Annotated in this window: 11 protein-coding genes; all 11 read right to left on the bottom strand. The window is 63.1% G+C overall.

Annotated features, from left to right (window positions below; genetic code table 11):
• Position 1 precedes the first annotated feature (1 nt).
• The 11 genes from ACIQUB_RS13035 to ACIQUB_RS13085 all read right to left on the bottom strand — a co-directional run bounded on the left by ACIQUB_RS13035 (position 2) and on the right by ACIQUB_RS13085 (position 12,708).
• Positions 2-781: a 3-ketoacyl-ACP reductase gene (locus ACIQUB_RS13035; protein WP_402930029.1), complete on the bottom strand. Its 780-nt coding sequence runs from the start codon at positions 779-781 to the stop codon at positions 2-4.
• Positions 778-2,283, bottom strand: coding sequence for an FAD-dependent oxidoreductase (locus ACIQUB_RS13040; protein ID WP_402930030.1), 1,506 nt, complete (start codon positions 2,281-2,283; stop codon positions 778-780). Before ACIQUB_RS13040 ends, ACIQUB_RS13035 begins: the two co-directional genes overlap by 4 nt.
• 20 nt (positions 2,284-2,303) lie before the next feature.
• Positions 2,304-3,419, bottom strand: a complete 1,116-nt coding sequence (locus tag ACIQUB_RS13045; RefSeq protein ID WP_112436582.1) for an ABC transporter ATP-binding protein — start codon at positions 3,417-3,419, stop codon at positions 2,304-2,306.
• Between the two features lie 4 nt (positions 3,420-3,423).
• On the bottom strand, positions 3,424-4,359 hold the full coding sequence (locus tag ACIQUB_RS13050; protein ID WP_402930033.1) for a carbohydrate ABC transporter permease: 936 nt from the start codon (positions 4,357-4,359) through the stop codon (positions 3,424-3,426).
• Positions 4,356-5,309 (bottom strand): carbohydrate ABC transporter permease, encoded by a 954-nt coding sequence (locus ACIQUB_RS13055; protein ID WP_112436635.1) that lies wholly within the window; start codon positions 5,307-5,309, stop codon positions 4,356-4,358. The genes ACIQUB_RS13050 and ACIQUB_RS13055 overlap by 4 nt, the downstream gene beginning before the upstream one ends.
• Positions 5,310-5,394: 85 nt before the next feature.
• On the bottom strand, positions 5,395-6,657 hold the full coding sequence (locus tag ACIQUB_RS13060; protein WP_402930035.1) for an ABC transporter substrate-binding protein: 1,263 nt from the start codon (positions 6,655-6,657) through the stop codon (positions 5,395-5,397).
• Positions 6,658-6,761: 104 nt separating this feature from the next.
• Positions 6,762-8,270 carry an aldehyde dehydrogenase family protein gene (locus ACIQUB_RS13065; RefSeq protein ID WP_402930037.1) on the bottom strand — a complete coding sequence of 503 codons (1,509 nt, stop codon included), beginning with the start codon at positions 8,268-8,270 and terminating at the stop codon, positions 6,762-6,764.
• Positions 8,270-9,049 carry an enoyl-CoA hydratase/isomerase family protein gene (locus ACIQUB_RS13070; protein WP_402930038.1) on the bottom strand — a complete coding sequence of 260 codons (780 nt, stop codon included), beginning with the start codon at positions 9,047-9,049 and terminating at the stop codon, positions 8,270-8,272. The genes ACIQUB_RS13065 and ACIQUB_RS13070 overlap by 1 nt, the downstream gene beginning before the upstream one ends.
• Entirely contained in the window at positions 9,042-10,655 is a 1,614-nt protein-coding gene (locus tag ACIQUB_RS13075; protein WP_402930040.1) for an acyl CoA:acetate/3-ketoacid CoA transferase, read from the bottom strand. The genes ACIQUB_RS13070 and ACIQUB_RS13075 overlap by 8 nt, the downstream gene beginning before the upstream one ends.
• A 5-nt stretch (positions 10,656-10,660) precedes the next feature.
• Positions 10,661-11,665, bottom strand: a complete 1,005-nt coding sequence (locus ACIQUB_RS13080) for a Gfo/Idh/MocA family protein (RefSeq protein ID WP_402930042.1) — start codon at positions 11,663-11,665, stop codon at positions 10,661-10,663.
• Positions 11,662-12,708 carry a LacI family DNA-binding transcriptional regulator gene (locus ACIQUB_RS13085; RefSeq protein ID WP_209193285.1) on the bottom strand — a complete coding sequence of 349 codons (1,047 nt, stop codon included), beginning with the start codon at positions 12,706-12,708 and terminating at the stop codon, positions 11,662-11,664. The genes ACIQUB_RS13080 and ACIQUB_RS13085 overlap by 4 nt, the downstream gene beginning before the upstream one ends.
• Positions 12,709-12,849: the final 141 nt, after the last annotated feature.

Below are 12,849 nucleotides of genomic sequence, written 5' to 3' on the forward strand. Positions count from 1 at the left end.
GTCACAAGCGGGGAATGGAAAGGCCGCCATCGGCGTCGATGACGGTGCCGGTCGCAAAGGCGAAGGCGCCGGAGGCAAGGGCGGAGCAAATCCGGCCGATGTCGTCGGCCTCTCCCCAGCGCTTCATCGGCACGAGCCCGCCTTCGATCAGCGCGTCGTATTTCGAGGTCACGCCTGCCGTCATGTCGGTGCGGATGATGCCCGGTCGGAGTTCGAAAACGGAGACGCCCGATTCCGCCAGGCGCAGCGCGAGCCCCTGAGAAAAGGCCGCAAGACCCGCCTTGCTGATGCAGTAGTCCAGGCGCTCCGGCGAGCTTGCCTCTGCCGATACCGAGGTGATGTTGATGATCGAGCGCGGGTGCGGCTTGTCGCCCGAGACAAGCATCGCTTTCACCACCGCCTGGGTGAAGAACACCGTGCCGCGTAGGTTCGTGGCCATGATCGTGTCGAAATTGTCAGGCGTCAGCCTGAGGAAATCGCCCCTGACCACGGCGGCCATTCCGGCATTGTTGACCAGGCAATCGATGCGCCCGAAGGCCTGCAGGATCGCGTGAACCGTTTCCTCGTGCTTTTCGACAGCGGAGATATCCGCCTGCAGATAGATCGCATCGCCACCGTGCTGCTTCAGCTGCGCAACGGTCTCGTCCGCGGTCTCCGCGGCGCCGACGCCTGTTATCACGACATTGAAGCCTGATTTGGCTAGCGCGCCGGCGATGCCGAGGCCAATGCCGCGACGGCCGCCGGTGACCACGGCGACGGGCTTGTCCGAATGCGTCGTCATGCTCTCAAATCCTTTGAAGCGATATGGTCTGCGACGCGCAGCGCCTGGCTCGCCACCGTCAGGGCCGGATTGACGGCCGCCGAGGTCGGCAGGAAGCTCGCATCGACGACGAAGAGGTTCTGGTGATCGAAGGCGCGGCAGTAGATGTCGAGCGGAGCCGACGCCGGGTCGCGGCCGATCCTGATGGTCCCGCATTGATGCGATGGCGTGCGCTTGTCGAACGGCCGGCTGAGCACCAGAGGAAAACCGATCGAGCGCAGGATGTCCTTGAGCTTGGAGACCAGCGAGAGGTGGGCATCCCAGTTGGTGCGATGCCATTTCAAGACGATGCGGTCGCCATCGACCATCACCCGGCTTTCCGGATTGGGAACGTCCTCGCTCATGGCGTAGAAATCGATCGCATGGCCGGTGATCCGATTGAGCAGCCATTCCGGGACATTCGGCAGCGATCCCTTCAATACCTTGCCGGAGATGCGGCCGAGCAGCTGGACATTGCCGAGCGGCGGTCCGCCATTGCCGTCGGACAAATAGAAATCGTTGAAGGCGAAGGTCTTCTGGTAGATCGAAGTGTTGCGATATCGGGGCGAGACACCGATTACGGCCGAGGAGTTGTGGTTCATGAAGTTGCGCCCGACCTGGCCCGACGAATTGGCGAGCCCCTCGGGAAACCGGTCATTTGCCGAGCGTAGCAAGAGCACGGCGGACTGGACGGCGCCGGCGCTCAGAATGACGAGCTTGGGATGCAGTGTGCGGGTTTCGCCGCCTTGCCGGTAGGTGACGCCAGAGATGCGGCCGTCGGCATCCGCTTCCAGCTTGATGACGGGAGAGTTGGTCTGAAGGCGGACATTGTCGTGTTTCAGTGCCTGCGACAGTGCGGCCGTTTCTGCATCCATCTTGCCGTCGTCGGAATTCGGATGCGCGTCCCAGGGGGTTGGCGCCTTGGCCAGCCATTTGTCGATATCGACACCCAGGGGGAGCGAGAAGGGGTGCAGCCCCTTCGCCTTCAGCCGCGCCCTGACATCGGCGATGGCTGGTTCTTCGCGCACCGGTGGGTAATCATAGGGTGTCGAGTGGGAAGGCTCCGTCGGATCGTCGCCGAGCGCACCGCGCACCCGGTACAGTTTCTCGGCGCGGCCATACCACGGCTCCAGTTCCTCATAGGGAAACGGCCATGCAGGCGAGACGCCTTCGCGGTGATGGATCTCTTCGAAATCCTCGCGGCGGTAGCGCGAGAGCACGGCGCCAAAGAATTTCGAATTGCCGCCGACATTGTAGTAGTTGCCGGGATTGAAGCCGGTGCCGTCGGCCTCGTACCAGGTCTCCTTTGGGCGGAAATGGCCGCGCTGGAAGATCGCCCGCTGGTCGCGGTTGACGGGATGGTCGGCGATCCGTTCGCCGGCTTCGAGAATGAGGATCTCGGCTCCGGTGGGAGCCAACCCGGCAGCGACGGTCGCGCCACCGATGCCCGAGCCGATGATGACGATATCAGGTGTTCTGTTCATATTGCTGTCCCGCCGTCAGATCACGCGATCCGCGCCTGGCTCTGCGGGTCGAAGAAGACCACCTTGTCGAGGTTGAATGCCAGCCGCGCGTTCTGGCCGGGCTGAATGCGTGCATCGGCGCGCAGTCGCGCAACGACCTCCTTACCGCCCAGTTTCGTCACCGCGAAGGTGTCGGATCCAGCCGGCTCGACGACGTCGATGAGGCAATCGCCCTCGGCAAGCGTTCGCGCGTTGCGGTCGGCGCCATCGGGGTCGGTCAGCGCTTCCGGCCGGATGCCGAAGACGATCTGTCGGCCGGCATGCGCCTGCAGCGCTTCGCGGCCCGGCGCGATCGGCAGGCGGATCGGCTCGCCGCTCGGACGGGCGAGTGAGACGGAGAGCCCCGTCGCGCCCTGTTCGATGGTGCCGGACAAGAGGTTCATGGCCGGAGAGCCCATGAAGTCGGCGACGAACATGTTTGCGGGGTTGTTGTAGATCTCGGCTGGCGTGCCGAACTGCTGCACCTCGCCGTCCTTCATCACGGCGATCTTGGTTGCGAGCGTCATCGCCTCGATCTGGTCGTGCGTGACGTAGACGATCGTCTTGCCGGTCGCCTGGTGCAGGCGCTTGATCTCGATGCGCATGTCGACGCGCAGCTTGGCGTCGAGGTTTGAGAGCGGCTCGTCGAACAGGAAGAGCTTGGGATCGCGCACCAGCGCACGGCCCATGGCGACGCGCTGCCGCTGGCCGCCGGAAAGCTGGCTCGGCTTGCGGTCCAGCAGATGGCCGATCTGCAGCACCTTGGCCACCTTGTCGATCGCAGCCTTTCGCTCGTCGGCCGGCACACCGCGCATCTCCATGCCGAAGGAGATGTTTCCCGCGACCGTCATGTTCGGATAGAGCGCGTAGCTCTGGAACACCATGGCGATATCGCGCTTGGATGGATGCAGATCGGAAATGCTGCGGCCATCGACGCTGATGTCGCCCTCGGTGATGGCCTCAAGCCCGGCGATGGTGTTGAGCAGCGTGGACTTGCCGCAGCCGGACGGGCCGACCAGCACCAGGAAGCCGCCCTTCTCCAGCTCAAGATCGATGCCCTTGAGGATTTCCAGTGCGCCGAAACGCTTTCTGAGGCCTGAGATTTCGAGAAAAGCCATGGGATTATCCTTTGACCGCGCCCGCCATCAGACCGCGAACGAAGTAGCGGCCGGCGAGGATGTAAACGAGAAGCGTGGGCATGGCGGCGATCATCGCGGCGGCCATGTTGACATTGTATTCGACAACACCGGTCGAGGTGTTGACGACGTTGTTCAGCGCCACCGTCATCGGCATGGACTCGCCGGTTCCCGCATAGGCGGATGCGAACAGGAAGTCGTTCCAGATGTTGGTGAACTGGTAGATGACGGTCACGACGATGATCGGCAGCGAGTTCGGCAGCATGATGCGGCGGAAGATCTGGAAGAAGCTCGCGCCATCCACCTGCGCCGCGCGCACCAATTCCGTCGGAAACGCTTCGTAGTAGTTGCGGAAGAAGAGCGTCGTGAAGCCGAGACCGTAGACGACGTGGACGATGACGAGGTTGACCGTCGGATTGCCGAAGCCGAGCGACATGCCGATCTCGTTGGTGAGCGTGTTGCCGAAGCGGCCGAGGCTGCCGAGAATGGTCGCCATCGGCAGCAACACCGACTGGAACGGAATGAAGCAGGCAAAGAGCATCAGGCCGAAGACCAGCGTGTGGCCGGGGAAGCGCCACTTGGTGAGCACGTAGCCGTTGAGCGCGCCGAGGATGGTCGAGATCGCGACGGCGGGGACGACCATCTTGATCGAGTTCCAGAAGTAGCCCTTGATGCCGGCGCAGGTGAGGCCGACGCAGGTCTCGCCCCAGGCCTTGAACCAGGGCTCCAGCGTCGGCGCCGCCGGTAGCGACAGCATGTTGCCGTTCTGGATCTCGTCCATCGTCTTGAACGAGGTGACGAGCATGACGAAGAGCGGCATCAGGTAGATGATCGCGAAGATCGCCAGTACGCCGTAGATGAAGATGCGGTTGAACAGCCGCATGCGTGCCATGCTGGAGGCATCCGATGTGATCGTGCTCATCGCGATTTCTCCCGCAGTTCCGAATAGAGATAGGGAATGATGATCGCCGAGATGGTCATCAGCATGATCACGGCGCTGGCCGAGCCGACGGCCATTTCGTTGCGCTTGAAGGTGTATTCGTACATGAAGTTGGACGGCAGCCAGGCGGAGCCGCCGGGGCCGCCCGAGGTCAGCGCGACCACAAGGTCGTAGGACTTGATCGCCATATGCGCGAGCACGATGAAGGCCGAGAGAAAAACGGGGCGGAGAAGCGGAATGATGATGCGGCGATAGAGTTGCACCGTCGAGGCGCCATCGATCTGCGCCGCCTTCATGATCTCGCTGTCGATGCCGCGAAGGCCCGCCAGAAACATTGCCATGACGAAGCCCGAGGCCTGCCAGACGCCGGCGATGACGACGGTGTAGATCACGAAGTCCTTGTTCTTGATCCAGTCGAAGTGAAAGCTCGTCCAGCCGAAATGATGCAGCGTCTGTTCCAGGCCAAGGCCCGGATCGAGGAACCATTTCCAGGCAACGCCTGTCACGATGAAGGAGAGCGCCATCGGATAGAGGAAGATCGGCCGCAGAATGCCTTCGCCACGGATCTTCTGGTCGAGCAGGATGGCAAGCAGCAGCCCGAGGCCCAGGCAGATCGCGATATAAAGGAAGCCGAAGATCCCCATATTGGTGATCGACGTGTACCAGGACGACGGCGGATCGCTCTCGAAAGTCCAGCGCCAGAGCCGTTGATAGGCGCGAGGCCCGGTCAGCGCGTAGGACGGAAAGGTCTTTGAATTGGTGAAGGACAGATAGACCGTCCAGAGGATGAATCCGTAGACGAAGACCAGCGTGATGGCGAAGCTTGGCGCGAGCACGATTTTCGGCAGCGCGTCCTGCAGCCAGCCGCGCAAGGAAAACGAGGTTCCGCGCTGCGCTGTGACTTCTGGTTTGGTGGTAGCGATAGTGCTCATAACATTCATCCCCCTCCCAAGGGTGACGTTGGCAGTCGACATCTTCCCCGCCATCTGAGGCGGGGAAGACCATGCTTGGAGCCGATTACTTGGCGTCGTCGATTGCCTTCACGAGTTCCTCGACAGCCTGGTCGGAGGTCTTGATCTGGCCGTGAACGAACTTCGAGACGACGTCCTTGTAGGCGTTGGCAACGGCCGGAGGCGCGCCATAACCCTGTGCCAGCGAGCCGAACAGTGTGCCGCCTTCGTTGGCTGCCTTCAGGTCGGCGATGCCCTTCTTGCCGCAGGCGTCGAAGTCGGTGTCCGGCACGTCGGTACGGGCCGGAACCGAGCCCTTGACGACGTTGAAGGCCGACTGGAAGCTCTTCGACAGCGTTGCCGTCGCAAGCGCCACCTGGGCGGCCTTGCGGTCTTCGGGAACGTTGAACATACCGAACATATCGGAGTTGTAGATCACGCTGCCGTCGGTGCCGGGGAAGCGGTAGCAAAGGAAGTCGGTGTCCGGCTTCTTTTTGGCGGCGACGAATTCGCCCTTGGCCCAGTCACCCATGACCTGCACCAGCGCATCACCCTTGATGACCATGGCGGTCGCAAGGTTCCAGTCGCGGCCGGAGAAGTTCGGATCGACATACTTGATCAGCGTGGCCAGGTTGTCGAAGGACTTCTTCATCGTGTCGGACTTCAGCGACTCCTCATCGAGTTCGTTGAAGGCCTTCTTGTAGAATTCCGGTCCGCCGGTCGACAGCACGACGCTGTCGAACATGGTGGCTTCCTGCCAGTTCTGACCACCAAGGGCGAGTGGCGTGACGCCGGCGGCCTTCGCCTTGTCGAGCAGGGCAACGAGGTCTTCGAAGGTCTTCGGCTGCGTGCCGCCGATCTTGTCCATCACGGCCTTGTTGATCCAGAGCCAGTTGACGGAGTGAACGTTGACTGGAGCTGCGACCCACTTGCCGTCATAGACGGAGAACTTCTGCAGCGCTGCCGGAACAGACTTGTCCCAGCCTTCCTTCTTCGCCGTTTCGGTGAGATCGCCCATCACACCGGCTTGCGCGTAGTCGAGAACGGTGTAGCCGAGCATCTGCGAAGCGGTCGGGTAGGTGCCTGCCGCAACCATCGCCTTCAGCGCGGTCATCGCGGCGTCGCCACCGCCGCCGGCGACGGGCACGTCTTTCCACGCGTAGCCTTCCTTCGCCAGGTCGCCCTTCAGCACGTTGAGCGCGGCGGCTTCGCCACCCGACGTCCACCAATGCAGCATCTGCACTTCCTTGACATCGGCAGCGCGGGCCAAACCACCCACGGCACCCACTGCCAATGCGACCACGGCGGTCGCCGTTAGAAATCTGCGCATTTGAAAACCTCCCGTTTTCAAGTTCGCGAAACGAGACCCATTCTCGTTCCGTATCCCCCGCCCTCCTCGAGCGTGGTTTCTGCAGACCGGCTCCCCGCCGGCTGTCAGTTCCTTGGCATCCACCAGTTGGTGCGGCTGCCGATATGCATGTTGAGCGTCTTCGTCTCGGTGTAATCCTCAACCGCATGGCGGCCGAGTTCTCGTCCGAGACCGGACTGCTTGCATCCCCCGAACGGCAGCTCCGATGCGCCGTCCATGAAAGTGTTCATCCAGACGGTTCCCGCGCGTACTCTACGCCCGATCGTCAGGCATGTATCGAAATCCTTGCTCCAGACGCCGGCCGAGAGGCCGTAATCGATGGAATTGGCGATCTCGATCGCCTCCTCGGTGGTCTCGAAGGTGAGGACCGAGAGAACGGGGCCGAACACCTCCTCGCGCGCGACCGTCATCCCCGGCGTGACCTGAGAGAGAATGGTCGGTGCCATGAACTGGCCCATGCCCAGATCAAGCGCTTCACCGCCATGGGCGATTTCAGCGCCGGCACTCCTTGCCGCCGCGACGTAGCCGGCGATCTTGTCGAAGTGCTGCGGCGTGATGATCGCGCCGACCTGGGTCGTCGGGTCGAGGGGATCGCCGACTTTCACATGCTTGGCGAGCGCCGCCACGCGTGCCACGATATCGCTGGCGATGGACTTGTGCAGGATCAGCCGGGAGCCTGCATTGCAGCATTCGCCGGCGTTGAAATAGGCGCCGAACACGGCCGCGTCGATGAAGGCGTCGAGGTCCGCATCCGGGAAGACGATCTGCGGGTTCTTGCCGCCGAGCTCCAGCGATACCTTCTTCAGCGTTTGCGCTGCATTGGTCATTGTCAGCTTACCAACACCTGTCGAGCCGGTGAACGAAACCATATCGACGTCGGGATGTGAGGTCATGATCGCGCCGACCTCGGCGCCCGTTCCGGTCACGATATTGACGACGCCATCGGGAACGCCGGCTTCCTGCAGGATTTCGCCGAGCACGATCGTCGAACCCGAGGTCAGTTCCGATGGCTTGACCACGCAGGTGCAGCCTGCCGCAAGCGCGAAGGGCAGTTTCTGGCCGACGATCAGGAAGGGGAAATTCCACGGCGTGATGATCGAGACAACACCAATCGCCTCGCGCAGCACGACACCCAGTGTGCCGTCGCCGAGCGTATTGTAGCTTTCGCCATGCAGGTCGCGGGCAAGGGCGGCGGCATAGCGCCAGATATCGACCGATCCTGCGATCTCGCCCTTGACCTGGCTAATCGGCTTGCCGGCTTCGATCGCGTCGAGATAGGCGAGTTCATCGGCCCTGGCGGCAATGAGATCGGCGGCCTTGAGCAGGATGGCGGAGCGCTCCGATGCCGTCATGCGCGGCCAGGGGCCGGTGTCGAACGCCTTGCGGGCAGCGGCAATCGCGCGCTCGGCGTCGGCCTTGGAACCTGCCTGAAATCGGCTGACGACGACGCCGTGGCTCGGCGCGATCCGCTCGATCGGCGCGGCATTGCGGGAGATCCATTTGCCGTCGATCAGCATCTTGAAGTCGCGAACCGTCTGATTGGCAAGCGCCTTCGGGTTGACCAGAACCGTCATTACCATTCTCCCTTGAACTGTGCCGGGCGTTTCTCGCTGAATGCGGTAACGCCTTCCTTGAGGTCGCCGGTTTTGGCGACCAGGATCGAGCCGAGCGCCTCAACCGCCGTGCCGTTGTCCTCGCCATTGGCCGACGCGATCATCAGCTTGGTGATCTCGAGTGCGGCGGGTCCGCGTGTCGCGACGCGGCGTGCGTAGTCTTTTGCCGCGTCGACAGCGGTGCCGGTGGCGACGACCATATCGACCATGCCGAGCTGGCGGGCTTCCTCGGCGGTGAAGATCTCGCCGCCCAACGCCATCCTGCGCACTATCTGCGCGCCGAACCGCTTGACGAGGCGCTGCGTGCCCGACCAGCCGGGGATCATGCCGAGGCCCGTTTCCGGAAGGCCGATCTTGATCTGCTCTTCGGCGATCCTGATATCGGCAAGGCCGGCAAGCTCCAGCCCGCCGCCGAGCGCGTGTCCGTTCAGCGCCGCGATCAGGGGAACGCGAAGCGTGGCGAGCCGCTCGAAGACACGATGGCCGTAGCGGACCCAGGCATGCCCGAACTCCTGCGGCGCCATATGCCCCCAGGCCTTGATGTCTCCACCTGCCGAGAAGGCCTTGCCTTCGCCGGTGAGGATCGCGACATGCACATCCGGATTGGCTTCCACCGCGTCGGCGGCTTCCGACAGAGCCTTCAGCATGTCGAGGTCGAGCGCGTTCAGCTTCTCGGGCCGCGATACGGTCATGATGGCGAGAGAGCCGTCGATATCGACGCGCACGGTTCCGCTAGTCATGGAAGGTGCCCTCCAGAACCCGCGCGCTTTTTACCGGAAGCGACAATCCGATCGGCTCTTCCGCAAACAGCCTGGCGTCCATCACCTTGAGGTCCTTGGCGACCAAGAGCGGGAATTCCGACTGATCCAGAATATGCGTCTGCAGGTCGATCCCGGGTGCGATTTCGGTGAGGACGATCCCGTCGGGGGTGAGTTTCATCACGCAACGCTCGGTCACATAGGTGATGTCCTGTCCCTGCTCGATCGCCCGGCGGCCGGAGAAGGTCACGTGCTCGACCTCGTTGACCAGCTTCTTCAGCTTGCCTTCCTTCTCGATCACGAGCTTGCCGTCGGCGATGCCGAGCTTTGCGCCGGCATTGAACATGCCGGAGAAGACGATCTTGCGTGCACGCGCGGTGATATCGACGAAGCCGCCGGCTCCAGCCGTCACATGCGGGCGGAAGGAGAGCTTGGAGACGTTGACCGAGCCATCCCGGCCGATCTCAAGGAAGGACAGGAGCGACGCATCGAAGCCGCCACCCTGGAAATAGGTGAACTGGTAGGGCGATGGCATGTACGCGTCGGCGTTGGAGGCGCAGCCGAAGGCGAAGTCGAGCAGTGGAACGCCACCGACCGCGCCTTGCTCGATCACCCAGGTGACGGCCCCGTGCTGACCCTCTTCCATCAGGATCCGTGGTACATTCGCCGAGATGCCGAAGCCGAGATTGACGCAGCTATTGGCCTGCAGTTCCTGCGCGACGCGACGCGCGATCACCTTCTGGATGTTGAATTCGGGCACACGGAACGTATCTAGCGGGCGGAAGATCTCGCCTGAAATCGCCGGGTCGTAGAGCGTCTGCGTCGTCTGCTTCTGTTCGGGATCGACGATGACGTAATCCACCAGCATGCCCGGTACGCGCACGTCATGCGGCTTCAGCGAGCCCTGCTTGGTGATGCGCTTGACCTGCGCGATGACGATGCCGCCATTGTTGCGCGCCGCGAGCGCCTGGTCGAGCCCGCCGAGATAGGCGCCTTCGTGCTCATAGGTCAGGTTGCCGTGCTCGTCGGCCGTCGTCGCCCTGACGATCGTGACATCGGGCGTGATCGCCGGGAAATACAGCCAGTCGTCTCCCTCGAAGGAGACGCGCTTGACCACGGGCGTTTCCTGAGCGGCGGCGTTCATCGCGCAGCCCTGGCGCTTCGGGTCCACGAACGTGTCCATTCCGACTTTCGTCAGAACGCCGGGTCGCTTGGCGGCCGCCTCGCGGTGCATGTCGAACATCACGCCGGACGGTATGTTGTAGGCCGGGATCTCGTTGCCTGATATCATCTGCCAAATCAGCGGCGGCTCGGCGGTTGACGGGCCGGAAGGGTAGGAGCCGCCGATGATCCGCTTCAGGAGACCCTTGCGCGCGATGTGGTCGATGCCCTTGATGCCGCTCATGTCGCCGGCGGCGATCGGGTGCAGCGTGGTGATATCGCGCGGATGGCCTGTTGCTTCGAAGCGCTCGCCGATCGCTTTCAGCATCAGGTCGGGGCAGCCGAGGCCGCTGGACGAGGAGACCGAAACGACGGCGCCATCGGGGATCAGGTCAGCGGCTTGCGATGGGGTGATGTGCTTGCTCATCTGTGTCAGAGTCCTGTCTTGACCGGCACCGCAGTACCGGTGCGCGCGGCTTGCGCGACCGCAAGGCCCGTCGCGAGCGACCAGATGCCATCCTTGGCTGTTGCCGACGGCCTGCCGTTGCGGGCGACGGCGGCGTGAAACGCGGTGAGCGCGGTCTCGTATAGATTGCCGCCGCTAACCGGCAGAGACTGCTCGCCTTCGGCAGTCCGCAAGGTCACCGTGCCATCCGGCCGCTGGGTCATGACATTGCGACCGATCAGCGATCCCTCGGTGCCGTGCACCTCGAAACCGGTCTCGGCGTATTTCGTGGTGAAGCCGTCGTGGAATTGGGCGATGATATCATCCTCGAAGCGCATGACGCCCATGACGGCGTCTTCCAGACCTTCCTTGCCCATGCCGCCGGCCTGCGAGAACGCGATCACCTCGACCGGGTTTCGTCCGAGCACGTAGCGGAGCGTGTCCGTGTCATGAACGGTGATGTCGAGAATGACACCGCCGCCGGCCTGCGGCTTGTCGAGCCGCCAGCCTTGCAGATGCGGTGGCAGGTAGACGGCGTGGAACACGCGAGCCGAGAGCGGCTTTCCGACCTTGCCGGCCGCGATCGCGTCACGCATCGCGGTGTGGGTCGAGGCATTGCGCAGGTGGTGATTGGTGGCGAGAACGACACCTGCCTCATCGGCGGCCTTCGCCATTGCGTGGGCGTCATCGAGAGAAAGGGCCAGCGGCTTTTCGCAGAGGATGTGCTTGCCCGCACGCGCGGCAGCGATCGCCTGGGCGCAGTGCAACTCGTTGGTGGTCGAGATGTAGACGGCATCGATATCGGGGTCGGAGAGCAGAGCGTCGAGATCGGAGACATGCTTGCCGATGTTATTTTCGGCGGCGTAGGAGCGGGCGCGCTCCGGGCTGGTGCTCATGACGGAGACGACCTCGCCGCCGGTGGCGCGAATTGCTCCGATCACCCATTCGCGCGCGATCGTACTCGCGCCGATGAGACCCCAACGAACCGTCATGCCATTTTCCTCCCAGGCTTGTTCATCGCCGCGCCGCAGCTTTCGCGCACGATCAGGCGCACCGAGCTCACGGCCGATTCCGCTTCCGGTTTTCCGGCGTTGATCTGCTTCAGCAGCATCTGTGCTGCGCGTTGGCCGATCCCCTGCGGATCGACCGAGATGGTGGTCAGTGCCGGCACCGTGGTCTTCGCCTCGATCACATCGTCGAAGCCGACGACCGCGAAGTCCTTGCCGGGCTCGATGCGGCGCGCTCTCAGCCCGTCACAGACCCCGAAGGCCACCGCGTCGTTGAAGCAGACGGCGGCCGTCGGGGGCTCGGGCATGGCCATGGCGCGGGCCAGCGCATCGACACCGCCGGCGCGCGATGGCGCGGAAGAGACGACCAGCTCTTCTTGGAAGCCGGTGCCGGTTTTCGACATGGCGTCCCGATAGCCGCCCAGGCGCTCGTCGAAGACGGCGGTGTCGGGAAAGCCGCCCACGAAGGCGATACGGCTGTGGCCGAGTGCGGCCAGATGTTCGACGGCGGCAAAGGTGCCGGCATGGTTATCGGAGACGAGCGATGAGACCTTGGCGCCGGGGATGTTGCGCACGACGAGCACGACGGGAATGCCGGCCATGACAAGCGGCTTCAGATCAATCGCTTCGGTGCCGCGCGCCGGCGAGATGATCAGGCCCGAGACGCCATGCTCGCGCATCGAGGCGATGACCTCGCGCTGGCGATCGATGCTTTCGCTGGTGTTGGACAGGAACTGCACGAAGCCGGCCGACTGCACCACCGTGTCCACGCCCACGGCGAGTTCGGCGAAGAAGCTGTTGGTCAGATCGTTGACGACAATGCCGATGATCTTTGATCGCGCATTCGCCTGGCGTAGGTTCGCCGCGCCGCGATTATAGACATAGCCCAGCTCCCGCATCACGGCGTTGACCTTCGTGCGGGTGCTCTCATTCACCAGGGGCGAGGCTTGCAGCACCAGCGAAACTGTCGACTTGGAAACGCCGGCAGCTTTCGCGATGTCGATGACGGTGACCCGTCCCTTGCCCATGAATGTCCTCCCTTGGTCTGCGCCAATTTCCACTGTTAATAATTGGAACGTTCCAACTTTGTCAAGCGGAGTTAATCGGGTGGCGCCGATGCATGTGGGCGAATTCACCGAAAAGCATCTGTTGCGGTGCAAAATGGCGCA

This window comes from Rhizobium sp. NPDC090275 (genome assembly GCF_044772225.1).
Taxonomy (GTDB): Bacteria; Pseudomonadota; Alphaproteobacteria; order Rhizobiales; family Rhizobiaceae; genus Rhizobium.